26 protein-coding genes and 1 other annotated feature are annotated in these 24550 nt (G+C 41.5%); of the genes, 20 read left to right on the forward strand and 6 right to left on the reverse strand.

The features are described 5' to 3' along the window. Positions 1-321 precede the first annotated feature (321 nt). From GKR71_RS19550 to GKR71_RS19565, 4 genes are read right to left on the reverse strand one after another with little or no spacing between them, the layout of a single operon-like run. Positions 322-1188: a metal ABC transporter permease gene (locus GKR71_RS19550; RefSeq protein WP_036950498.1), complete on the reverse strand. Its 867-nt coding sequence runs from the start codon at positions 1186-1188 to the stop codon at positions 322-324. Continuing rightward, positions 1181-2071, reverse strand: a complete 891-nt coding sequence (locus GKR71_RS19555) for a metal ABC transporter permease (protein ID WP_108479029.1) — start codon at positions 2069-2071, stop codon at positions 1181-1183. The genes GKR71_RS19550 and GKR71_RS19555 overlap by 8 nt, the downstream gene beginning before the upstream one ends. Continuing rightward, positions 2068-2958 (reverse strand): manganese/iron ABC transporter ATP-binding protein, encoded by an 891-nt coding sequence (locus GKR71_RS19560; protein WP_036950494.1) that lies wholly within the window; start codon positions 2956-2958, stop codon positions 2068-2070. The genes GKR71_RS19555 and GKR71_RS19560 overlap by 4 nt, the downstream gene beginning before the upstream one ends. Then, on the reverse strand, positions 2959-3870 hold the full coding sequence (locus GKR71_RS19565) for a metal ABC transporter substrate-binding protein (protein ID WP_108479028.1): 912 nt from the start codon (positions 3868-3870) through the stop codon (positions 2959-2961). Between the two features lie 369 nt (positions 3871-4239). Here GKR71_RS19565 and GKR71_RS19570 point away from each other — a divergent pair, with 369 nt between their 5' ends. Then, positions 4240-4899 (forward strand): transglycosylase SLT domain-containing protein, encoded by a 660-nt coding sequence (locus GKR71_RS19570; protein WP_230085126.1) that lies wholly within the window; start codon positions 4240-4242, stop codon positions 4897-4899. On the opposite strand, the gene GKR71_RS19575 is transcribed toward GKR71_RS19570, so the two are convergent. Next, a complete protein-coding gene (locus tag GKR71_RS19575; RefSeq protein WP_154609735.1) occupies positions 4893-5597 on the reverse strand; it encodes a MarC family NAAT transporter in 705 nt (234 codons plus the stop codon). The two genes, GKR71_RS19570 and GKR71_RS19575, sit on opposite strands and share 7 nt — an antisense overlap. A 543-nt stretch (positions 5598-6140) precedes the next feature. Here GKR71_RS19575 and GKR71_RS19580 point away from each other — a divergent pair. From GKR71_RS19580 to ihfA, 13 genes are all read left to right on the forward strand, one after another. Then, the gene (locus GKR71_RS19580; protein ID WP_154634749.1) at positions 6141-6539 is read left to right on the forward strand and encodes a hypothetical protein; all 399 of its coding nucleotides are present in this window, start codon (positions 6141-6143) and stop codon (positions 6537-6539) included. Positions 6540-6652: 113 nt separating this feature from the next. Further along, on the forward strand, positions 6653-7102 hold the full coding sequence (locus GKR71_RS19585) for a methyltransferase family protein (protein ID WP_036950484.1): 450 nt from the start codon (positions 6653-6655) through the stop codon (positions 7100-7102). 182 nt (positions 7103-7284) lie between these two features. Further along, on the forward strand, positions 7285-7647 hold the full coding sequence (locus GKR71_RS19590) for a hypothetical protein (protein WP_036950482.1): 363 nt from the start codon (positions 7285-7287) through the stop codon (positions 7645-7647). 121 nt (positions 7648-7768) lie between these two features. Next, on the forward strand, positions 7769-7924 hold the full coding sequence (locus GKR71_RS19595; RefSeq protein WP_154600265.1) for a hypothetical protein: 156 nt from the start codon (positions 7769-7771) through the stop codon (positions 7922-7924). Positions 7925-8208: 284 nt separating this feature from the next. Then, the gene (gene thrS, locus GKR71_RS19600; protein ID WP_036950480.1) at positions 8209-10137 is read left to right on the forward strand and encodes a threonine--tRNA ligase; all 1929 of its coding nucleotides are present in this window, start codon (positions 8209-8211) and stop codon (positions 10135-10137) included. 3 nt (positions 10138-10140) lie between these two features. Further along, positions 10141-10680: a translation initiation factor IF-3 gene (gene infC, locus GKR71_RS19605; protein ID WP_071992134.1), complete on the forward strand. Its 540-nt coding sequence runs from the start codon at positions 10141-10143 to the stop codon at positions 10678-10680. A gap of 287 nt (positions 10681-10967) precedes the next feature. After that, complete coding sequence (infC, locus tag GKR71_RS19610) at positions 10968-11507, forward strand: translation initiation factor IF-3 (RefSeq protein WP_071992133.1); 540 nt, start codon at positions 10968-10970, stop codon at positions 11505-11507. 93 nt (positions 11508-11600) lie between these two features. Next, positions 11601-11798 carry a 50S ribosomal protein L35 gene (rpmI, locus tag GKR71_RS19615; protein ID WP_004263702.1) on the forward strand — a complete coding sequence of 66 codons (198 nt, stop codon included), beginning with the start codon at positions 11601-11603 and terminating at the stop codon, positions 11796-11798. 44 nt (positions 11799-11842) lie between these two features. Further along, positions 11843-12199: a 50S ribosomal protein L20 gene (gene rplT / locus GKR71_RS19620; RefSeq protein WP_006659451.1), complete on the forward strand. Its 357-nt coding sequence runs from the start codon at positions 11843-11845 to the stop codon at positions 12197-12199. Between the two features lie 120 nt (positions 12200-12319). Then, positions 12320-12450 (forward strand) — a sequence feature (Phe leader region). Next, positions 12326-12370, forward strand: coding sequence for a pheST operon leader peptide PheM (gene pheM / locus GKR71_RS19625; RefSeq protein WP_126437459.1), 45 nt, complete (start codon positions 12326-12328; stop codon positions 12368-12370). It overlaps the preceding feature by 45 nt. 118 nt (positions 12451-12568) lie before the next feature. Further along, positions 12569-13552, forward strand: coding sequence for a phenylalanine--tRNA ligase subunit alpha (gene pheS / locus GKR71_RS19630; RefSeq protein ID WP_036950469.1), 984 nt, complete (start codon positions 12569-12571; stop codon positions 13550-13552). A 14-nt stretch (positions 13553-13566) separates the two neighbouring features. Further along, positions 13567-15954 (forward strand): phenylalanine--tRNA ligase subunit beta, encoded by a 2388-nt coding sequence (pheT, locus tag GKR71_RS19635; protein WP_036950467.1) that lies wholly within the window; start codon positions 13567-13569, stop codon positions 15952-15954. 4 nt (positions 15955-15958) lie between these two features. Then, entirely contained in the window at positions 15959-16255 is a 297-nt protein-coding gene (ihfA, locus tag GKR71_RS19640; protein ID WP_004263721.1) for an integration host factor subunit alpha, read from the forward strand. Between the two features lie 75 nt (positions 16256-16330). Here the strand turns inward: ihfA and GKR71_RS19645 are convergent, their stop codons facing one another. Continuing rightward, positions 16331-17488 (reverse strand): Rho GTPase-activating protein, encoded by a 1158-nt coding sequence (locus GKR71_RS19645; protein ID WP_036950464.1) that lies wholly within the window; start codon positions 17486-17488, stop codon positions 16331-16333. A 141-nt stretch (positions 17489-17629) separates the two neighbouring features. Here GKR71_RS19645 and btuC point away from each other — a divergent pair, with 141 nt between their 5' ends. From btuC to arnD, 6 genes are all read left to right on the forward strand, one after another. Then, positions 17630-18634, forward strand: coding sequence for a vitamin B12 ABC transporter permease BtuC (gene btuC / locus GKR71_RS19650; RefSeq protein ID WP_154634750.1), 1005 nt, complete (start codon positions 17630-17632; stop codon positions 18632-18634). A 1-nt stretch (position 18635) separates the two neighbouring features. Then, positions 18636-19403, forward strand: coding sequence for a vitamin B12 ABC transporter ATP-binding protein BtuD (locus tag GKR71_RS19655; protein ID WP_154609736.1), 768 nt, complete (start codon positions 18636-18638; stop codon positions 19401-19403). A gap of 124 nt (positions 19404-19527) precedes the next feature. Further along, positions 19528-20673, forward strand: a complete 1146-nt coding sequence (arnB, locus tag GKR71_RS19660) for a UDP-4-amino-4-deoxy-L-arabinose aminotransferase (RefSeq protein ID WP_036950459.1) — start codon at positions 19528-19530, stop codon at positions 20671-20673. Then, positions 20673-21665 carry an undecaprenyl-phosphate 4-deoxy-4-formamido-L-arabinose transferase gene (arnC, locus tag GKR71_RS19665; RefSeq protein ID WP_036950457.1) on the forward strand — a complete coding sequence of 331 codons (993 nt, stop codon included), beginning with the start codon at positions 20673-20675 and terminating at the stop codon, positions 21663-21665. Before arnB ends, arnC begins: the two co-directional genes overlap by 1 nt. After that, a complete protein-coding gene (arnA, locus tag GKR71_RS19670) occupies positions 21665-23650 on the forward strand; it encodes a bifunctional UDP-4-amino-4-deoxy-L-arabinose formyltransferase/UDP-glucuronic acid oxidase ArnA (protein WP_154634751.1) in 1986 nt (661 codons plus the stop codon). Before arnC ends, arnA begins: the two co-directional genes overlap by 1 nt. Next, positions 23650-24543 (forward strand): 4-deoxy-4-formamido-L-arabinose-phosphoundecaprenol deformylase, encoded by an 894-nt coding sequence (arnD, locus tag GKR71_RS19675; protein ID WP_154600263.1) that lies wholly within the window; start codon positions 23650-23652, stop codon positions 24541-24543. Before arnA ends, arnD begins: the two co-directional genes overlap by 1 nt. Positions 24544-24550 lie beyond the last annotated feature (7 nt).

Consider the following 24550-nt stretch of genomic DNA (forward strand, 5'->3'; position numbering starts at 1 on the left):
ATTTTGTTCAAGAATTGGGAGAGGATTGATTTCGGCGATAATGGATGGATATCGCGTTTCTTCTTTTATATAGAGTAAACTTCAAGATAAAAGAGAGTCGAATAGAAGAAAGAAAAAGCTGAATAGGTTTTCACCGTATTCAGCTGAGGTTGATGACAAAGAGGGATAAAAGCGTGGTTTTCCCTCTTTGTGTTATCAGGCGAAAATCAATAAATTGATTTTCCTCGTTAATTTTACAACCCAAACGAGCCATTTCCAAACCTGATGGGTTTGTCAATGGCCTGAGCTGAATAGGTTTTCACCGTATTCAGCTTTATATCATTAGGCAGTATGCAAATCTTGGCGTGTGCTATGGGATTTGCGGCGCGCGAGGATTAATTTGCTATAGAGCAGGGCGATAACAAAGTAGCCCGCTTGGATCACAACAATCGTTGGGCCTGTTGTCGCATTAATATGGAAGCTGACAATCGTACCCAGCACGCTGGAGGTGACTGAAGCGATAATTGCTATCACCAACATCCAACCAAAGCTACGGCATAGAACAAAGGCGATGATCCCCGGTGAAATCAACATTGCAATCACCAGAATGATCCCGACAGCTTGCAGTGATGCCACGATGGTTAAAGCTAATAGAGAAAGTAATCCGTAATGTAGCCATTTAACCGGCAAGCCGATAACACGTGCTTGATTTGGGTCAAAGCAGTACAGCATAAAGTCTTTACGTTTGAGTAAGATAATCGCAATGGTTATCCCCGCAAACAGTAAGATTTGTTTAAATTCTTCGTCGGTGATCCCCAAAATATCCCCGAATAAAATATGGGTAAGATGTTGTTCAGTATCAATTTTTGCGAACATTACCAAGCCGACAGCAAACATACCCGAGAAGACAATACCCATGACGGTGTCTTCTTTTATTCGACTGTTCTCTTTTAAATAGCCGGTAGCAACGGCGCAAAATAGCCCCGAAACAAAAGCCCCAATAGCAAGCGGAATGCCAATGAGTGATGCAATGATAATTCCGGGTAATACTGCATGGGAGATGGCGTCTCCCATTAATGACCAACCTTTCAAGACTAAAAAGCAGGATAAAATAGCGCAGACGGTTCCCGTAACAATCGCCGTAATCAAGGCTTTTTGCATAAATGGAAATGCGAAAGGATCCATCAGTAAGTCCATAAAATCACTCATGGGTGGCTCCTTGCTGTTTACGGTGATGCAAGTCAGCGACTTCGCTACGGGCTTTGCGACGAGAGGCAAACAGCCCGTGTTTTGGAGCAAAGAAGAATGCCAGTAAGAAAATTACTGTTTGGAACGTAACAATTAGCCCGCCCGTTGCCCCATTTAAAAAGTAGCTGAGGTAGGCACCAATTGCGCTGGTGGCAGTACCGATAGAGACGGAAATGATTAGCAATGTTTTAAATTTATCTGTCAGTAAATAGGCAGTGGCACCTGGCGTAACCACCATCGCAATGACCAATATCGCCCCAACGGTTTGCAGTGCGGCAACGGTACATGCGCTTAATAAGGTGAAGAAAATGATTTTTAGGCGTAGTGGGTTTAAGCCAATGGAACGCGCATGGCTTTCGTCAAAAAACACGGCCAGTAAGTCTTTCCATAGGCACATCAGGACAATAAATGAAACGGCAATGATAATCTCGACTTGAAGCACGTCAGCATCGGCGATCCCCAAAATATTACCGAAGATAATACTTTGCACGTTTACTGAGGTTGGGTTCAACGAAACAATTAATAACCCCGCCGCAAAAAAGGTGGAAAAGATAAAGCCAATAACGGCATCTTCCCGTAAGCGGGTGAGATGTTTAACAAATGTCATGGCGAGGGCGGCGAGAATACCTGTAAAAAAAGCCCCCGCAGCGTAAGGTAATCCAAGCGCATAAGCGCCCGCCACACCGGGCACAACAGAGTGGGAGAGGGCATCTCCCATCAACGACCAACCTTTGAGCATTAAATAAGCTGATAAGAAAGCACACACCGCTCCGACGATGGCACTCACCCATATGGCTTTAACCATAAAGTTGTACTCAAAGGGTTGCAGTAACAACTCAATCATTCAGATTCCTTAGGCTGATTTTTTCTAACCGGTGCATCGTGATCGTGACCATAGAAGACGGCGGCGCGTTCATCATCAGTAATTACCGTGACAGAGCGTGGGTCATCATCGTCGTGAAGCTCTTGACCAGACAGGTTAATATGACGTAGTACGCCACCAAATGCTTTTTGCAGATTACGCTGAGTAAAGGTGGTTTCTGTTGGACCACTCGCCAACACTGTGCGGTTTATTAAAATCACATGGTCACAAAATTCAGGCACACTTCCCAAGTTATGGGTTGAGACTAGAATTAAATGACCTTCATCGCGCAGACTGCGGAGTAGGTCAATAATGGCATTTTCTGTTTTTACATCGACCCCTGTAAAGGGTTCGTCGAGTAATAGAACTTTACCTTGCTGGGCGAGGGCGCGAGCCAAAAACACCCGTTTTTTCTGACCACCAGAAAGTTCACCAATTTGGCGATGCTCCAAACCCGCTAAATCTACGCGTTCTAAAGCCATTTTTACGGCTTCTTTGTCTTCCTTTTTAGGAATACGAAAGAAGCCCATTTTGCCATAACGCCCCATCATCACCACATCAGAAACTAGCACTGGAAAATTCCAATCCACTTCTTCTGTTTGTGGAACGTAGGCAATCACATTCTCTTTTAATGCCGCTTTAATCGGCTGATCATTGAGGGTCACACTACCAGACGATGGTGTGACTAATCCCATAATGGTTTTAAACAGTGTTGATTTACCACTTCCGTTCACGCCCACAAGGGCGCAAATGGAGCCACCGTGAATATTGAAACTTGCATCATAAATCGCGGTATGACCATTGTTGTAAGTGACAGTTGCGTCATCAACAACCAGAGTCGGATGTTCAAATTGATTTGTATGGCTCATTTACTGTGAAAATCCTTTTGCGATAGTATCGACGGTTGTGTTCAGCAGATCTATGTATGTTGGTACAGGGCCTTCAGCGGTTGATAGTGAGTCGACGTATAATACTCCGCCGTATTTCGCGCCAGTTTCTTTACTGACCTGCAGAGCTGGCTTGTCTGAAATGGTACTTTCGCTGAAAACAACGGGAATGTTGTGTTCACGAACTGTATCAATCACTTTTTTAACTTGCATTGGTGAGCCTTGCTCTTCAGCATTGATTGGCCACAAATAGACTTCTTTAAAGCCATAATCTTTAGTGAGGTAGCTAAATGCGCCTTCACTGGTCACTAACCAACGCTTATCTTCAGGAATACGATTTAAACGTTCACGTAAAGGTGCATCAAGCGCCGCAATTTCTTGGGAATATTTTTTCGCGTTAGCATTATAAATGTCGGCGTTTTCTGGGTCATATTTCACCAGCGCCTTACGGATATTTTCGATATAAATTTGTGCGTTAGCAGGTGACATCCAAGCGTGAGGATTAGGATTATCTTTATATTCCCCTTCACGGATTGGCATAGGTTCAATGCCTTCAGTGACGACAACTGCAGGCACATCTTTAAGGTTTTCAAAGAAACGCTGGAACCAAACTTCCAGATTCATTCCGTTCCATAAGATAAGGTTAGCATCGTAGGCTTTCATAATATCTTTTGGTGTCGGTTGATAACCGTGGATTTCTGCACCCGGTTTAGTGATGGATTCGACAATTGCGGCATCACCGGCTACATTTTGAGCAATATCTTGTATTATAGTAAATGTGGTGACCACTTTAAATTTTTTAGCCAAAGCAGGTTGGCTGACAAATAAAACGGCAGCTAATGCAATGAATGTGGTACGTAATAGCGTTGATAATCGGAATAAACAGTTTGTCATAAAATAGATCCTAACGTTGGGTCGCGAGTTCTATGAACTAAATTAATCTCATTAAATGGTTAATCTAAATAAGTATGTTATTGGGCTTGAATGTATTTTCTCATTTATATTGACCTATTTGACTCTACAATGAGTATGGTCTTTCAGGCTGATAGTATTTATATCCCAATTGATAATGATTATCAATATCAATTATGAAAAATCCCGTTAAATGGTAAAAGGGGTATTTTTGTAATCGATGAGTTGCTGGCTATCATTATTATTTAACATGACTAAAACACGTCCAGAAGTAAAAGTTAAGTAAAAAATGTATTATTTTTCTAAAGATTAGCTATTCTTTTGGTGTTTTAATTTGCAGAGGATACAACAGTGAAAAAAATGGTCGGCAGTGCGCTTGTACTTTTGCTATTGGCAGGTTGCTCAAGTGATCCCAATAAAACAGCGAACAGAACAAGAATGCTAGATAATCGCAATCAAATGCCAAATACGACAGCCAATACTAGTTATCCACGAACTCCATATGATGAGTTTATTCGTGAATCCGCGAATCGTTATAGTGTGGATGAAACACTGATTAGAGCCATTATTGAAGTAGAATCTAACTTCCGACCAGAAGTGGTGAGTAAATCTAATGCCATTGGTTTAATGCAAATTAAAGCGTCAACAGCAGGGCGTGATGCATATCGTTATCAAGGGCGTTCTGGTGAACCAAGTTCTAACGATTTAAAAGATCCACGTAAGAATATTGATATCGGTACAACCTATATTCGTATTCTCAAAGAACAACATTTGGCGGGTATTAGCCACCCGCAAACTATGTATTATGCGACCGTTGTGGCTTACGTGAATGGGGCCGGGGCATTACTAAGAACATTTGATAATGATAAAACTAAAGCTATTGCGATGATAAATAACTTATCACCAGAAGAGTTTTATCAACATGTTCAGTCTAAACACCCCGCGCCGCAGGCTCCACGTTATTTGTGGAAAGTTAAGAATGCGTATAATGCATTAGCGGCGAATTACTGATATTCCGTCATTAAGTGTGGGAGCTGCGCGATAATTTCAACGATACCGTTGATGACAAATTGCACTCCCATACAAATTAATAAAAAACCCATTATCCGCCCAATTGCATCAATCCCACTGTTCCCTAGCCATTTCATAATTGACGTCGCTCCCCGTAGCCCAATCCAAACAATCATACTGGCGATCAGAAAAACAATAATGGGTGCGACAGTGATAACCCATGGCGCAAAACCAATATCCCCTTGCAAAGAAGCGGTGGAACTAATAATGATCGCGATGGTGCCAGGGCCTGCAGTACTTGGCATTGCGAGAGGGACGAATGCGATATTTTGGTTACCTTGACGTTTTTTGGGAACACTTAAATCGTCAGTGGAGACATTATTGTTATCTTCACTATTATCTGAATTAGGAAATAGCATCCCAAAACCAATAAAAACAACAATAAGCCCACCTGCAATACGTAGCCCAGGAATCGAAATTCCGAAGGTGTTCATGACTAATTGGCCAGCATAGAAAGCAACGAGCATGATACAAAAGACATAAATTGCAGCCAGCAGTGATTGGTGGTCACGTTGTTCTTTGGTCATGTTGGCGGAAATACTGAGCATCACGGCAATGGCGGTCAGTGGGTTAGCCAGTGGAAGGAGTAAAACTAAGCCAAGGCTAACGGCTTGAAAAAGTTGTAAAATATCTTGCATGTCGAAAATTACCCTCCAAATTAATCTAGAATGGCTTCTCGTTGGAACTATAACAAACATTGTTACTAATTTGTGGAATCAGAAGGGTATTCTCCCACCAAATTTAGGACAAAGAGATTTTTTTACGTGAGATTGCATAATGTTTTTACTTAATGAATGACAAAGTTGTTCACATTAACTGTGGATAACATCCCGATTCATGTGTGAATAAGTGTAATTATTTGTTGAATAACAAAGGGGTATGTCACTGGATTAAAAACATTCAATATTTTGAGCAAAAAAAAACCTTTTTATGTGAGATAAAAAGGTCAAGGGCATTATTGCTAGAGGGGGTTTATGTTCATTTGTTAGTGAGTATATACAGTGCTATCTGTTTTACTGACAGGTTATGTAAATTCGTTAAAAGATTATTGTCAGACGATAATCTTATTTCTTGGTAATATAATTGGAATATTCTTTACAAACTCTTTTTTATTTTAAAAACTGCTTTACGGTTTATTGTGTATTCTAAATTTCATGTTAAATAGAATTTTAGGATAGCCAATGAGAAAGTTACTGTCACCATTAGTTACTTCATCAATGCTGCTTGTTTTGGCTATTGCCGCTGTGCTGATCCTGTTCCCACAAATGTGGAAACAATCTATTTTTCCTTCGCTCTCTCAATTATTACCAGATTCAGTTAATTCCTTTATGGTACAAAACGAATTGGCGAATAATGCGTGTGATAATTTAGAAAATAATTTAAGAAGTTTTGCAGATTATCTGCAAGCAAATGCAGACGTTGTTGAAGTGAAGGGAATGAATGGATTAGAAGAGCAAATTGCTAATATTCAAGCCAGATTAAATAATTTACCCAGCGATGTGCGTAATTTCGTATGCCAACAAGAGTATGCCAATCTTGAAGGTCTAAAAAGCGTTTTTTCTTTAGGATACCGTTCATAAAATAACAGAGTATTCATTTACACTGTGTTATTGAATATTATTGATATCGGTGCCAATTCTTATCGTTTTATCCATGATATGCTTACCATATGAATATCAATTTAGGATCTGTGATGAGCATATTTAAACTTCCATTTGTGAATTGGTTAGTACTTAATGGATTTGCTGCTTATTATCTGCATATCAAAGAGGGCTTTTTCTGGAGTTTTTCTGGTTGGATGGGGATTATCGGCATCCTGGTTGCCTTAGAGGCTTTCGGCTGGATTGGCGCAAGTTTATATTATTTTGTTCAGCAAAAAACCTCACCAAATCCTATTAGCCCCGCATCTTCTCTTATTACTAGGGGCCCTTATCGGTTATCTCGTAATCCGTTATATCTTGCTTTTACCTCGATGAGTTTAAGCTTCGCTTTGTTTTCGCATTCACCTTATTTTTTGGTTTCAGGTTTGGTCTTTTGGTTAATTACTGACTTATACACCATTCCCCAAGAAGAAAAATTCTTATCTGAACGTTTTAAAGAGGAGTGGCGTACTTATACTCAGCAAACACGACGCTGGCTATAATTCATATTGGTTTAATCTGTTGGTTGTTTGTTTTTTATAAGTGATATCACCTATTTAATGTTGAGTTATTGCTATTATTATCTATTAATTTAGCTTTCGATGCGAATTTTGATATTTTTCAAGGCGGTTTCCTTTTTGTACATATAAACTGGTATAACCCATAGACTTGTGAGGTTATTGCCGTGAACAAAAAAGTGTTATTAGGTGCTATCGTTTCTTCAGTATTACTGTATTCGGCATCAGCTGTAGCATGCCCTTACTGCAATGGAAACTATGATCACCGCTATCAAAACAATTACCATCAGAACAATTATCGCCAAAACAATGAAATCGCTAAGTTAGCGAAAGAGTTTGATGATAAGCGTTTTGAATTGAACAAACTGTACGATGCTGGCGCCAAAGATGATGACCCGAAAGTAAAAACGCTGGTGAAAGAGCTTGATGATTTATCACTGCAACTTCGAAACGAAGAAGACAAACAATATAACCGCCCATATCGTGATGGTGGATGGGGTGGGCGCGGTAACCATCGCGGTTGTTGGTAACGTTTTGTTGTAATAAGGCTATTCAAAGTCATGTTGGGTAGCCTTTTTGTCTTTTTTCACAGGATGATGGAATGATATTTTTCTCCCCTTAACGATTTATCGTGAAAAAGTGTGGTGAGAGATGAAAAAAGTAATAATTACCGCGTTAGAGCATCCCACAACCCTAAATATTTCATTATCGCGTTCAAAATCACGTATTGAATGGTTACCTGAATATGCAGTGAGAACGGATTGCAATGGCTATGGTCATAATATTCTTATTATGATGGCGGATTAAACGTTAATGAGCCCTGAGCATCAGTAATTTTAGCGCTACAATAATCAACAACTGGCTATCGCCATAAAATATGTCTGTGTTATGATTACGAGTTGAGTTGCTAGCGATGTGCATAATTGCGTTATCAATTATATCTGCTTTAGCTTATATAATGTGTACATAATTGTGTACCTATCTCGCATAGTGAAGTGAGAAATCGTCAGTAACGTATTGATTTATAAACTTTGGAATAATCAAGCAAGTGATCTTTCGTGTGGGTCACCACTGCTGATAAGGATTTTTTAATGCCTGTTATTACTCTTCCTGATGGAAGTCAGCGTCAATTCGACCATGCAGTTTCTGTCATGGATGTGGCTCGCGATATCGGCGCCGGTCTAGCAAAAGCATGTATAGCTGGTCGTGTTAATGGTGAGCTGGTAGATGCTTGTGAACTGATCGAGCATGACGCAAACCTGTCAATTATCACGAGTAAAGATGATGATGGTCTAGAAATCATTCGTCACTCTTGTGCTCACTTATTAGGTCATGCAATTAAACAATTGTGGCCAAATACCAAAATGGCAATCGGTCCAGTTATCGACAACGGTTTCTATTATGATATTGACCTTGACTATACGCTGACCCAGGAAGATTTGGACAAGCTAGAAAAGCGTATGCTTGAGCTTGCCAAAACAGATTATGATGTGGTTAAAAAACGTGTTTCTTGGGCAGAAGCTCGTGAAACATTCGTAAACCGTGGCGAAGATTATAAAGTTGAAATCTTGGATCAAAATATTAGCCAAGATGATCGCCCAGGTTTATATCACCACCAAGAATATATTGATATGTGTCGCGGTCCACACGTACCAAATATGCGTTTCTGTCACCACTTTAAATTACAAAAAGTGGCAGGGGCATACTGGCGCGGTAACAGCGATAATAAAATGCTGCAACGTATTTACGGTACTGCATGGGCAGATAAAAAGCAGCTTGCTGCATATCTGCTGCGCTTAGAAGAAGCGGCGAAGCGTGACCACCGTAAAATTGGTAAGCAATTAGATTTATATCATATGCAGGAAGAAGCGCCGGGTATGGCATTCTGGCATAACGATGGTTGGACAATTTTCCGTGAACTGGAAACTTTTGTACGTACCAAACTAAAATCCTACAATTACCAAGAAGTTAAAGGCCCATTTATGATGGACCGCGTATTGTGGGAAAGAACAGGTCACTGGGAAAACTACAAAGATGCAATGTTCACAACCTCATCTGAGAACCGTGAATATTGTGTTAAACCAATGAACTGCCCAGGTCACGTTCAGATCTTTAACCAAGGGTTAAAATCATATCGTGATTTACCACTGCGTATGGCAGAATTTGGTAGCTGCCATCGTAATGAGCCATCAGGTGCACTGCATGGTTTAATGCGCGTACGTGGCTTTACCCAAGACGACGCCCATATCTTCTGTACTGAAGATCAAATTTTGGGCGAAGTGACTAGCTGTATTGAGATGATTTATGACGTTTACAGCACTTTCGGTTTCGAAAAAATCGTTGTAAAACTGTCTACTCGCCCTGAAAAACGTATCGGTACAGACGATATGTGGGATACAGCAGAAGCAGACTTAGCCAATGCGCTGAAGTCGAAAGGTATTGAGTTCGAATACCAGCCGGGCGAAGGTGCATTCTACGGTCCGAAAATTGAATTTACACTGTATGACTGCCTTGACCGTGCATGGCAATGCGGTACTGTACAATTAGACTTCTTCTTACCGGGTCGTCTAAATGCTTCTTATGTTGGCGAAAATAATGAGCGTATTACGCCAGTTATGATCCACCGTGCGGTTCTGGGTTCATTAGAGCGCTTTATCGGTATCTTAACGGAAGAATATGCCGGTTTCTTCCCAACATGGTTAGCACCACAACAAGTTGTTGTGATGAACATTACAGATAGTCAAGCAGACTATGTTCAAGAATTAGTTAGCAAGCTGCAAAGTGTTGGCATTCGTGCGAAAGCGGACTTACGTAACGAGAAAATCGGCTTTAAGATCCGCGAACACACCCTGCGTCGTGTTCCTTACATGTTGGTTTGTGGTGAGAAAGAAGTTGAATCAGGTAAAGTGTCTGTTCGTACCCGTCGTGGTAAAGATTTAGGCAGCCTTGATGTTAACGAATTCATGACTAAACTACAGGAAGAAATTCGCAGTCGTCAGCTCAATCAGATGGAGGAATAAGGTATTAAAGGCGGAAAAAAACTCCCAACAGCACGTCCGAATCGTATTAACGAAGAGATCCGTGCAACTGAAATTCGTGTTACTGGCATTGACGGTGAACAACTTGGTGTAATGAGTGTGCGTGACGCACTTGCCAAAGCGGAAGAGGCTGGTGTTGATTTAGTTGAAATCAGCCCAAACGCAGAGCCACCAGTTTGTCGAATCATGGATTACGGCAAGTATCTTTATGAGAAGAGTAAATCTCAGAAAGAGCAGAAAAAGAAACAAAAAGTTGTTCAGGTGAAGGAAATTAAATTCCGTCCAGGAACAGATGAAGGAGACTACCAAGTTAAATTACGTAGCCTCATTCGTTTCTTAGAAGATGGTGATAAAGCGAAAATCACACTGCGTTTCCGTGGTCGTGAAATGGCTCACCAACAAATCGGTATGGAAATGCTTAACCGCATCAAGGCTGATTTGGAAGAGCTCGCCGTCGTCGAATCATTCCCTTCACGTATTGAAGGGCGCCAAATGATTATGGTGATGGGACCTAAGAAAAAATAATAGGTCATGATTAAGAACGCGAGTGGGGATTGCACCTCACTCGCGTTTTTTTATTGATAGACCCAGTTATTTACATGATCCTTAGTGAATAATTTGAATATCTGCTTGAGTAATCTCACAATAAGCAGTAAAATCCGCGGTCGAATCGCTTTGTAAAACTCGCCTTGTTCGAGTTAAAGCTAAAAAAGAATATCGCGTTCGGGTAATAAGTTGTTTAAAAAGGCATTACCGAGGCGCTTGCTTTAGAGAATGTAGCAAATCTCTTTATCCAGTTGGAGGAATGAAGTATTAAAGGCGGAAAAAGAATCCCATCAACACGACCAAATCGTATTAATGATGAAATTCGTGTTCCTGAAGTCCGTTTAACCGGTTTAGACGGCGAACAGTTAGGCATCATGAGCGCGCGTGAAGCGCTTGAAAAAGCTGAAGAAGCAGGTGTTGACCTCGTAGAAATCAGCCCAAATGCTGAACCGCCAGTTTGTCGTATTATGGATTACGGCAAATTCCTTTATGAGAAGAGCAAGTCTCAAAAAGAACAGAAAAAGAAACAAAAAGTTGTTCAGGTGAAGGAAATTAAATTCCGCCCTGGTACAGATGAAGGTGATTATCAGGTCAAACTACGCAACCTGATTCGCTTTCTAGAAGATGGTGATAAAGCGAAAGTAACACTGCGTTTTCGTGGTCGTGAAATGGCTCACCAGCAAATCGGTATGGAAATGCTTAATCGCATCAAATCTGATTTGGAAGAGTTAGCATCTGTTGAATCATTCCCTTCGAAGATTGAAGGGCGTCAAATGATTATGGTGCTGGCACCGAAGAAGAAATAATTAGGCAACCAAGTAATAGTTTCACAGTAATGTGAGTATTATTCGCCTAATTAATTCGTAGTTAATCACAATGCGAAGTTGGAAATAAAAGAAATGCCAAAGATTAAAACTGTACGTGGCGCAGCAAAGCGCTTTAAAAAAACTGCAGGCGGTGGCTTTAAGCGTAAGCATGCAAACCTTCGTCACATTCTGACTAAAAAGTCTACTAAGCGTAAACGCCATTTACGTCCGAAAGGAATGGTATCTAAGGGCGATCTGGGTCTGGTTGTTGCTTGCCTGCCTTACGCATAAGTAAACATTTAGTTAATTAAGAATAAAGACGATAGGAGATAGCTATGGCTCGCGCAAAACGTGGTGTAATCGCACGTGCACGTCACAAGAAAATCATGAAACAGGCGAAAGGTTACTATGGTGCACGTTCACGTGTTTACCGCGTAGCGTTTCAAGCGGTAATCAAAGCTGGTCAATATGCTTACCGTGACCGCCGTCAACGTAAACGTCAGTTCCGTCAACTGTGGATCGCGCGTATCAACGCTGCGGCTCGTCAGAACGGTCTGTCTTACAGCCGTTTCATCAATGGCTTGAAAAAAGCTTCAATTGAAATCGACCGTAAGATCTTAGCAGACATCGCAGTTTTCGATAAAGCAGCATTCACTGCTTTAGTTGAAAAAGCAAAAGGCGCTTTAGCTTAATGTTTGCTTGAAGAGAGGAAGGAAACTTCCTCTTTTCATTTATAATGTTTGTATTAAAAATCAGCTTGTGTTAATACTTTCAGTCTATATTAGTAACCTTAACCTTGTGTTTTTGAGACTATTTTAATGAACAACGTAATTTTTCGTTTCTTTTTTTACTTTAGCACCTGAATCTCGGGGGCTTTTGCGTATAGCGAGTAGAATAGAAACGAAAAGTTACGCTAAAGCCTCCGTTAGGAGGCTTTTTTGTTTTTGGTTTGATAGAAAATACAGTAAAATCAGTCAGGTATTCACATCTTATTAATATGATTGTGATGATAAATTTAGTGAATAACTAGCAAAAGACCGAGTGGTCATAAAGGGGAAACAATGCCACATCTCGCTGAATTGGTTGCACAGGCAAAAGCAGCCATTGAACAGGCCCAAGATGTTGCGACGTTAGAGTCAGTGCGTGTTGAATTTTTAGGCAAAAGCGGCCACTTCACACTCCAGATGAAAACGTTGCGTGATCTGCCTGCGGATGAACGCCCAGCAGCAGGGGCTGTGATTAATGAAGCTAAAGTCCAAGTTCAAGATGCACTGAACGCCCGTAAAGATGCAATGCAAGCCGATATTCTGAATGCACGTTTAGCATCAGAAAAAATCGACGTTTCATTACCAGGTCGCCGTATGGAAAATGGTGGATTACACCCAGTAACTCGCACCATTCAGCGAATTGAAGAATTTTTTGGTGAATTAGGTTTCTCTGTTGAGACAGGGCCTGAAATCGAAGATGACTACCATAACTTTGATGCACTGAACATTCCTGCTCATCATCCAGCGCGTGCTGATCACGATACTTTCTGGTTTGATGCAAAACGTTTATTACGTACTCAAACATCTGGTGTGCAGATCCGTACGATGAATGGTCAGCAACCACCAATCCGTATTATTGCACCAGGTCGCGTTTATCGTAATGACTACGACCAGACTCACACCCCAATGTTCCACCAAACTGAAGGTCTGATTGTTGATAAAGACATTAGCTTTACCAACTTAAAAGGCACACTTCATGACTTCCTGAACAACTTCTTTGAAGAAGAAGTTCAAGTTCGTTTCCGTCCATCCTATTTCCCGTTCACTGAGCCTTCTGCTGAAGTTGATGTTATGGGTAAAAACGGCAAATGGCTGGAAGTATTAGGCTGCGGTATGGTGCACCCTAATGTATTACGCAATGTTGGTATTGACCCTGAGGTCTACTCTGGATTTGCATTTGGTATGGGAATGGAGCGTTTAACCATGTTGCGTTATGGCGTTTCTGACCTTCGTGCATTCTTCGAAAACGATCTTCGTTTCCTCAAACAGTTTAAATAAGGCGGGTCTATCTCATGAAATTCAGTGAACTATGGTTACGCGAATGGGTGAACCCGGCGGTAAGCAGTGAAGAATTATCAGACCAAATCACCATGGCTGGTCTGGAAGTTGATGGCGTTGAAACCGTTGCCGGTCAATTCCATGGTGTTGTTGTGGGTGAAGTTGTTGAATGTGGACAACACCCTAACGCAGATAAACTGCGTGTCACGAAAGTGAATGTTGGCGGCGATCGCTTATTAGATATCGTATGTGGCGCACCAAACTGCCGCCAAGGCTTACGTGTTGCCGTTGCAACCGTCGGCGCTGTATTGCCGGGTGATTTCAAAATTAAAGCAGCGAAATTACGTGGCGAACCGTCTGAAGGCATGCTGTGCTCATACTCTGAGCTAGGTATTTCTGATGATCACAGTGGCATTATTGAGTTACCGCAAGACGCTATTATCGGTACTGACATCCGTGAATACCTAAAATTAGATGATCACGCGATTGAAATCAGCATTACACCAAACCGTGCAGATTGCTTAAGTATCTTAGGTGTGGCGCGTGATGTCGCGGTTATCAATAAATTAGATTTAGTTGAACCTGCAATCAGCCCAGTGGCAAGCACAATTAAAGACACATTCCCAATCCGTGTTGAAGCGCCTGCTGCATGTCCACGTTTCTTAGGTCGTGTTATCAAAAATATCGATGTTAGCGCACCAACGCCAATGTGGATGAAAGAAAAACTACGTCGTGGCGGTGTTCGTTCTATTGATGCTGTGGTTGATATCACAAACTATGTTCTGTTGGAATTAGGTCAGCCACAACACGCTTATGATTTAGATCGTTTAAATGGCGCAATCGTTGTGCGTATGGCGAAAGATGAAGAGAAGCTAGTACTGCTAGACGGTACTGAAGCGACTTTGAAATCTGACACGCTGGTTATTGCCGATGAAACTCAAGCTTTGGGTATCGCGGGTATCTTTGGTGGTGAGCACTCAGGTGTTAACACTGAAACCAAGAACATTTTATTAGAATGCGCATTCTTCGAACCACTGGCTATCACAGGCCGTGCTCGTAATTACGGTCTGCACACTGATGCTTCACACCGTTTTGAACGTGGTGTTGACTCGCAGCTGCAATTTAAAGCGATGGAACGTGCAACAGCATTGATCGTCGATATTTGTGGTGGCGAAGTCGGTGAAATCATTGACGTTTCTAGCAAAGCACATTTACCAAAACCAGCAAATATTAAGCTGACGCGTAAAAAATTAGACCGTTTAATCGGTCACGTGATTGCAGACGAAACGGTGACCGATATCCTGAAACGTTTAGGTTGCCAAGTCCAAGTTTCAGAAGATTGCTGGGATGTGGTGGCACCAAGCTGGCGTTTCGATATGCAAATCGAAGAAGATTTAGTTGAAGAAGTCGCTCGCGTATACGGATATAACAATATCCCAGATGTACCGCTGCGTGCTGATTTGATTATGACTGACCATAAAGAAGCTAATTTACCGCTGAAACGTATTAAAGCGATGTTAGTTGACCGTGGTTATCAAGAAGCGATTACTTACAGCTTCGTAGACCCTAAAATTCAGAGCCTATTACACCCGCAGGAAGAAGTACTTTCTCTGCCAAATCCAATCTCAGCTGATATGTCCGCCATGCGTTTGTCTCTGCTGACTGGTTTATTAGGCACTGTGGTCTATAATCAAAATCGTCAACAAAACAGAATTCGTTTATTTGAGACAGGTCTGCGCTTTACGCCTGATAATCAAGCAGAATATGGTATTCGTCAGGAAAACATGCTGGCGGGTGTGATCACGGGCAACAAATTCGATGAACATTGGTCATTAGATAAACAAGTTGTTGACTTCTTTGATTTAAAAGGTGATCTTGAAGCTGTTTTTGAATTGACTGGAAAACTAAATCAAATTACATTTAAATCTGAAGCACATCCAGCACTACATCCTGGGCAAAGTGCTGGGATTTATCTGGAAAATGAACATATTGGCTTTATCGGTGTTGTTCACCCAGAACTAGAACGTAAACTCGATTTAAATGGTCGTACAGTCGTGTTTGAAGTTCGTACTGATGCAATCGCACAGCGTGTTATTCCAGAAGCGAAAGCGATTTCGCGTTATCCGTCGAACCGTCGTGACATTGCTGTGGTTGTGCCAGAAACTGTAGCAGCTGCCGAAGTTTTAGCAGAATGTAAAAAAGTTGGCATAAATCATATAGTTGGCATAAACTTATTTGATGTGTATTGTGGTGAGGGGATAGCAGAGGGTTATAAGAGTCTCGCTATCAGTCTCGTCTTCCAAGATACTCAGCGTACCATGGAAGAAGAAGAGATTACCGCGACCGTTGATCTGTGTGTTGCTGCGTTAAAACAGCGATTCCAAGCCTCCTTGAGGGACTAAACTTATGGCGCTTACTAAAGCTGAAATGTCAGAAAATTTGTTTGAAAAACTGGGTGTTAGCAAACGTGATGCGAAAGACCTTGTTGAAACTTTCTTTGAAGAGGTTCGCCTTTCCTTAGAAAACGGTGAGCAAGTTAAATTATCTGGATTCGGTAACTTTGATTTACGTGATAAAAATCAACGTCCCGGTCGTAACCCTAAAACTGGGGAAGATATTCCAATCACTGCTCGTCGTGTTGTTACTTTCCGCCCAGGCCAAAAATTAAAAAGCCGTGTGGAAAAAGCAACGCCAAAAGAGTAATCCTATTCTCTGAATAGCAGAGTAATAAAAAAGACCGCCTAGGCGGTCTTTTGTTTTTAAGTAATAGACACACTTTTAAATGTGGTGAAACATATTTTTCTCTTGATGGATTAACGCAGCAATATAGTTCTCAGCTAGTTTAGTCGCTTCAGCTTCTTTTCGGAGCTCAGTAAGAGAATCCTGGCTATTATGTTGCGGTGTGTTGCTTGTGTTTATCAAGTGTGGTGCGAAAATCACAGCTAAATTTCTGATGGACATTTTATGAGATGCTTCATTATTGGAAATAAGAGCACAAAAGCGAGTAACAAGCTGTAATGTTAATGGTGGTGGTGCCAGGCGATTTAATGCGCTGTAGATCCTATTGTCACAGTTTTTTAAAATCGAAAGGGCTCTATTTTTTAATTGTTCATTACTTTTAATTTGTTGGGTCACATCTTCTTTATTTTTTACTGCATCAGCACAGGCTTGTAAGTCATCAAATGAAATATCTGATTTGAAGTCAATGTTGCTCGTTTTTCTGAGTGATTCGCCTGCTATTTTTTTAAACGCGCTGGCTAATGTTGTTAAAGGATAGTGCTCTAGTTGTGTAAGATGGTAATGAGCACTTTCTGGGTCATTTATCTTATTAACGAGTTCGCTGACGGCATTTTTGCTGCCTTCAGTACGAAATATACCTTCACTTTTTGAATACTCGTTATGCTTAAGAATTGTACTACCTAGCAGGTTAATGGCACGGTTTTTCTCTCTATCTATGTCAGAGAGACGATCATAATTATTAATAAGTTCCACATTGCTTTGTTGTAACTTAGTTATTTCGTTTTTTCGTATTTTTTCTGCTCGCTGGGCTTTATGCTGTGCAATTATGTGTAATGCAGCGGCTCGTGCAGCATCGGCTACGGTATGCCCTGTTAAACCATCTTGGGGAATGATTTCATCTTGAGGTGATAAGTTTTTTGCGGAAGTTTCATCTGCAAAGGAAACGGTGCGAGCGGGTGTATCTTTGTTTGGTTGGCTAATCATAACAAAGGGTTCACTTAAAACGATTTGTTTCTTGCTGGTTTGTTTGCTTTGGGAACTAAAAAATAAAGAAAAAAAGCTAACAAACGATTGAGTTACTTTTTTTAGCGATGTTTTAAAGTGATTGCTAGCCTTATTCTCAGTTTGGTCAGTCTCTTTTATGTTGTTTGCAGAGAGTTGCGGTTTAGAAAAGGAGCTAACTGTGTTTGGTTTCATATGTAAACCTTTATTATGGTTAAGAGTAGAAGTAGAAGTAGAAGTAAAATTAAAATTGGCAGCAGTTTAAATTTTTTCTTATGCTCTCTCTTATATAAAACGCGCTTATTTTTTTAACAAAAGATAATTATTGTAAATGTAATGACTATTTCCTTGAAACAATTACAAAAACAACAATTTCAATCCGATATGGGGTTGATAATGCTGTTGTTACTGAGTCTTTTTATCATTGCAATGCTATCGCTCAGTGCAGGGGAAATTTGGTATTGGCCAAGCCAATGGATGGATGATTCAGCACAATTATTTGTCTGGCAAATTCGCTTACCTCGGCTCCTTGCGGTGATCACCATTGGAGCATCATTGGCGGTGACAGGCGCCATCATGCAAGCGTTATTTGAGAATCCATTAGCGGAGCCTGGATTGCTAGGGATCAGTAATGGTGCTGGAGTGGCGGTTGTTTTTACCGTATTGCTCTCATCGGGTATTACCTATTATTGGCTAGTTAGCATAAGTGCCATTCTCGGTGCTTTAGTCCTCACCGGTATTTTACTCTATTTTGCTCGCCATCAACATTTGAATAATGCCAGCTTATTATTAGTTGGCGTTGCGCTTGGCGTGATCAGCGGTGCGTGTATGACATGGATGGTCTACATGAGCAGTAATTTAGATTTACGCCAATTACTGTATTGGATGATGGGCAGCTTCAGTGGTGTAGATTGGCGTCAAATAGGATTGGTCATTGCTTGTCTACCGTTTTTATTTTGGGCAATAACTCAGGGAAAAATTTTAAATTATATATTACTGGGGGATATTCAAGCCTATCAATTGGGTATTTCTACGCATCGCTGGCGATTAATATTAATTATCATTACCGGAATATTAATTGGGCTCAGTGTGGCAATTGCGGGGGCAATTAGTTTTATAGGATTAGTGATCCCCCACATATTAAGGCTAAGTGGGATCACCGATAACCGTTTTTTATTACCAGCCTGTGCAATTGCTGGGGCGCTATGCTTATTAATTGCAGATTTGTTGTCCCGATTACTGATAGACAATGCTGAAATTCCGATTGGCGTGATTACCGCGACCTTGGGTGCTCCTATTTTTATTTACCTTCTCGTCAAAAATCATACATGGCGACAGTAATATGAATAAAACAGTGATAATTGAAATGCAAAATCTGAGTGTGAAAAACCGATTACGGGATATTAACCAGTCCGTTTTTGCAGGGGAGCAGATACACCTATTAGGTGCCAATGGGGCAGGAAAAAGTACGTTACTTTCAGCGTTGATTGGCTGCACTTCTTACATAGGAACGATTTTATTTAATAGTGTCAATCTGAAAGATTATGCTGTTCAGGATGTTGCAAGGTATCGTTCGTATCTCACACAGCAAACAGGAATTTTACCGAGTTTAAAAGTGTTTCAATACTTATCCTTGTTTATTGAGCAGCATGTCATTCCGCCCATGATTTTTAGCGAATTATGTGAAGATTTCCAGCTTTCTCCATTATTATCTAAGCCTATTAACCAATTATCTGGTGGGGAATGGCAGCGAATTAGGATAGTTGCTGTATTTTTGCAGGTATGGGATAGGGACTGTTTGAGCGGAAAAATAATCTTATTTGATGAACCAATAAACAATTTAGATATTATTCAGCAAGGAATGCTAGATAAATGGGTGAAATGTTTTTGTCATTGCGCAGGAACAGTTATAATGAGTGGACATAATCTTAGTCATTCTTATAAAAATGCAAGTCGAATTTGGATGATGAAGAAAGGCACAATTATCTATGCAGGTGAGCCTGACAATGTCATGACAGAAAGTCATTTGTCAGATGTATTTATGGCTGATATAAAACTCAATCAGAGCTCATTGAATAAAGTATGGCAAATTAACGATCATACTAATTAGCTAATCGTGTTCTTATTGCCCGTATCACGGCAATGATTGCAGTAATGATGACTGGTGTTGAGGTTCGGTTAAAGTAATTTTAACTAGAATATCCTATTTATAATGAAACTAGGCTACAAACAATATGAGCAATTTCCTTCCGTTTTCAAAACCAGCAATCGGGGATGAAGAGGTTAAGGCAGTAGAAAACGTTCTGCGTTCAGGCTGGATCACGACAGGCCCACAGAATCATCAATTAGAAGAAGATTTTTGCAAACGTTATGGTTGCAAGCATGCGATTGCCCTTGCATCGGCAACTGCTGGTATGCATGTTGTTTTGATGGCGCTGGGTATTGGTCCAGGTGATGAGGTTATCACTCCGTCACAAACATGGGTTTCAACTATCAATATGATTGAGTTGCTAGGTGCAACGCCAGTTATGATTGATGTTGATCGTGATACCCTCATGATTCAGCCAGAAGCAGTAGAAAAAGCCTTAACGAGCAAAACGAAGGCAATAATCCCTGTTCATTATGCTGGTGCCCCCTGTGATTTAGATGCCCTACGTGCCATCGCACAAAAAGCGGGCGTTTTCCTCATTGAAGATGCGGCTCATGCGGTTGGAACACGTTATAAAAATGAGTGGATTGGTGAGAAGGGCACGGCCATTTTCTCATTTCATGCAATCAAAAATGTGACTTGTGCGGAAGGTGGCTTAGTTGCCACTGATGACGATGCACTTGCTCAGCGTGTTCGTGCATTAAAATTCCACGGTTTAGGCGTCGATGCGTTTGATCGCCAAATGCAAGGTCGTAAACCACAAGCAGAAGTGGTTGAGCCGGGTTTCAAATATAACCTATCTGATATTCATGCGGCGATTGCAGTAGTACAATTATCCCGCGTTGAGTATTTAAACCAGCGCCGAGCGGAACTGTCGGCACGCTACCGTGAGTTACTGAAAGACTCTCCATTACAGATGTTATCTGTGCCAGAATACCCACATTTACACGCCAACCACTTATTTATGGTGCGTGTTGATAAGTCTGTATGTGGCATTGACCGCGATGCATTTATGGAGAAGTTGAAAGAGCATAATATTGGTACGGGATTACATTTCCGTGCAGCTCATACGCAAAAATATTACCGCGAAAAATACCCAGAGCTGTCATTACCAGAATCAACATGGAATAGTGCAACGCTTTGCTCATTGCCTCTGTTCCCAGACATGACTGACGCGGATGTTGAACGGGTAGTGAGTGCGATTAATACAGTCCTTTTGGAGTCAAAATAGTGTCATTAGCTGATGAATTTGATGAGATTAAAAAAGTCTCAGTAGTAATCCCTGTTTATAACGAAGAGCAAAGTCTGCCTCAGCTGTTAGAACGTACGATTAAATCCTGTAAACAATTGACTCAAGCTTATGAGTTAATTTTGGTTGATGATGGAAGTAGCGATCGTTCTGCAAAAATGTTGGTTGAGGCGGCTGAAAATCCAGATAACCATGTCATTGCGATCATTTTAAACCGCAACTATGGTCAACACTCTGCGATCATGGCGGGTTTCAATCAAGCGGATGGCGACTTAGTTATCACTCTTGATGCGGACTTACAAAACCCACCGGAAGAGATCCCTCGTTTAGTGCAAACAGCGGCCCAAGGCTATGATGTTGTTGGAACTCGTCGTGCTAACCGTCAAGATTCATGGTTCCGCAAAACGGCATCAAAAATGATCAATGCGATGATCACCAAGGCGACTGGTCGTTCAATGGGTGACTACGGTTGTATGCTGCGTGCCTATCGCCGTCATATCATTGAAGCGATGCTTCAATGCCATGAGCGCAGCACCTTTATTCCTATTTTAGCGAATACATTTGCGCGTAGAACCATCGAAATTGATGTAGCGCATGCTGAACGCGAGTTTGGTGATTCAAAATACAGCTTTATGAAGCTGATTAATTTAATGTATGACTTATTAACTTGTTTAACGACTGCGCCTCTGCGTCTGTTAAGCGTGGTTGGTAGCATTATCGCTGCTGGTGGCTTTGTGCTGGCAGTGTTGTTAATTGTTTTACGTTTACTGTTCGGTGCGAGCTGGGCAGCTGACGGCGTATTTACACTGTTTGCGATACTCTTTATGTTTATCGGCGCGCAGTTTGTTGCTATGGGATTATTGGGCGAATACATCGGTAGGATCTATAATGATGTGCGCGCGAGACCTCGTTATTTTATTCAAAAAGTCGTCGGTGCAGACCTTAAAACCGACAAAAATCAGGAAGAAAACTAATGAAAGCTATTGTTTTTGCCTATCATGATATTGGCTGTGTAGGGATAAAAGCGCTTGAGAAAGCGGGTTTTGATATTCAGGCAGTATTTACACACACTGATGATCCAAATGAAAACCACTTTTACTCTTCTGTAGCTCGTGTCAGTGCAGATATGGAACTTCCTGTTTTCGCTCCAGAAAACGTTAACCACCCACTGTGGATTGAACGTATTCGTGAGATGAAACCTGATGTGATTTTCTCTTTCTACTATCGCGATATGTTAAGCGAAGAACTGTTAGCATTAGCACCGAAAGGCGCTTTCAACCTGCATGGTTCTTTACTGCCTAAATACCGTGGTCGTGCACCAATCAACTGGGCACTGTTAAATGGTGAAAGCGAAACAGGCGTGACGCTGCACAAAATGGTCGCTAAAGCTGATGCTGGCGACATCGTAGCGCAAGAAAAAGTGGCTATCACGGATACTGATACTGCTCTGACTCTGCACGCGAAAGTTCGTGAAGCAGCAGAAGTTCTGTTAGATAAAACTCTGCCATTAATCGAAGCGGGCAGCTATAAAACTGTTGCTCAAGATGAGAGCCAAGCAAGCTACTTCGGTCGTCGTTGTGCTGATGACGGTCAAATCGACTGGAGCCGTAGCGCGAAAGAAATTAACTGCCTGATCCGCGCAGTGACTGAACCATACCCAGGCGCGTTCACCTATTTAGGTGCACGTAAAATGATCGTATGGCGTGCTCGTGTATTAGACGATAACCAAGGTAAAGCTGCGGGTACCGTATTATCTAGCGACCCACTTCGTATCGCATGTGGTCAAGGCGCACTGGAAATCGTGAGTGGTCAAAGCGAAACCGGTTTATACATGCAAGGCAACCGTCTAGCTAATGAAATGGGCATCGTGACTGACGTTCGTGTTGGTGCTAAACCAACTGCGCAAGTTAAGCGTCGTAAACGTGTTCTGATCTTAGGTGTGAACGGCTTTATCGGTAACCACTTAACTGAGCGTCTGTTACAAGATGACAACTACGATATCTATGGTATGGATATTGGTTCATCTGCAATTGAACGCTTCATCGGTAACCCACGCTTCCACTTCATCGAAGGTGACGTAAGCATCCACACTGAGTGGATTGAATACCACATCAAAAAATGTGACGTTATTCTGCCATTGGTTGCTATCGCTACGCCAATCGAATATACCCGTAACCCACTGCGTGTATTCGAATTAGACTTCGAAGAAAACCTGAAAGTTGTTCGTTACTGCGTGAAATACAACAAACGTATCATCTTCCCATCAACTTCTGAAGTTTATGGTATGTGTGATGATAAAGAGTTTGATGAAGACGAATCTCGCCTAATAGTTGGTCCAATCAACAAACAACGTTGGATTTACTCTGTATCTAAACAGTTACTTGACCGAGTAATCTGGGCATACGGCGCGAAAGAAGGTCTGAAATTCACCTTATTCCGTCCATTTAACTGGATGGGGCCACGTTTAGACAGCCTGAACTCTGCGCGTATTGGTAGCTCACGTGCGATTACTCAGTTGATCCTGAACTTAGTTGAAGGTTCACCAATCAAGTTAGTCGATGGTGGTGCACAAAAACGCTGCTTCACAGATATCAAAGATGGTATCGAAGCACTGTTCCGCATCATTGAAAACAAAGACGGCAAATGTGATGGTCAAATCATCAACATCGGTAACCCAACTAACGAAGCAAGTATTCGTCAGTTAGCGGAAATGCTGTTAGAAAGCTTCGAAAAACACCCAGCTCGTAGCAAGTTCCCTCCATTTGCTGGCTTCCGTGAAATCGAAAGCGCTAGCTACTATGGTCAAGGTTACCAAGACGTCGAGCATCGTAAACCAAGTGTTGAAAACGCACGTCGTTTACTTGACTGGGTTCCGACTATCGACATGAAAGATACCATTGAAGAAACATTAGACTTCTTCTTACAGGGTGCTGTAGAAGAGCTGGAAAGCAAAAAATAATGAAAAAAGTTGGCTTGAGAATCGATGTGGACACCTATCAAGGTACATTGAAAGGGGTTCCTCAATTACTTAAAGTGCTCAAAGAGCATGATATTCAGGCCAGCTTTTTCTTCAGTGTAGGACCCGATAATATGGGGCGCCATTTATGGCGCCTTTTGCGTCCTAAATTTCTGTGGAAAATGCTACGGTCGAATGCGGCATCTTTGTATGGTTTAGATATTTTACTGGCGGGTACTGCGTGGCCAGGTAAAAAAATCGCCAAAGATTTAGGCTATTTGATGAAACAAACCTTGGATGCTGGGCATGAAGTCGGCTTACATGCATGGGATCATCAAGGATGGCAAGCCAAAGTGGCTAAATGGAGCGAAGCTCAACTCACTGAACAAGTGAAATTGGGTGTCGATGCATTGCAGCACGCGACAGGTCAACGAGTCACTTGTTCTGCGGTTGCAGGGTGGCGTGGTGACGAGCGTGTACTCGAAGTTAAACAAAGGTTTGATTTCGACTACAATAGTGACTGCCGTGGAAAATTCCCATTTAGACCTATTCTACGCGATGGTTCGTTGGGAACAGTACAAATTCCAGTGACGTTGCCGACCTACGATGAAGTCGTCGGTACAGTAGTAACAGACGAAGAATTTAATGATTTTATTCTTCAAGCAATAAAAGATGACCAAGGTGTTCCGGTTTACACTATCCATACGGAAGTGGAAGGAATGTCAAAGTCACAACAATTTTCACAATTATTGGAACGAATTAAGCAAGAAGAAATCCAATTCTGTACATTGAGTGAATTGTTGCCTGAAGACATCAATACGCTTCCAAAAGGAAGAGTGGTTCGCGCCCCATTCCCGGGACGAGAAGGTTGGCTGGGCTGCCAAGAAGAGGAATAAAATACCC

Origin of the sequence: Providencia sp. wls1922 (assembly GCF_009706505.1) — a bacterium.
GTDB lineage: Bacteria > Pseudomonadota > Gammaproteobacteria > Enterobacterales > Enterobacteriaceae > Providencia > Providencia lanzhouensis.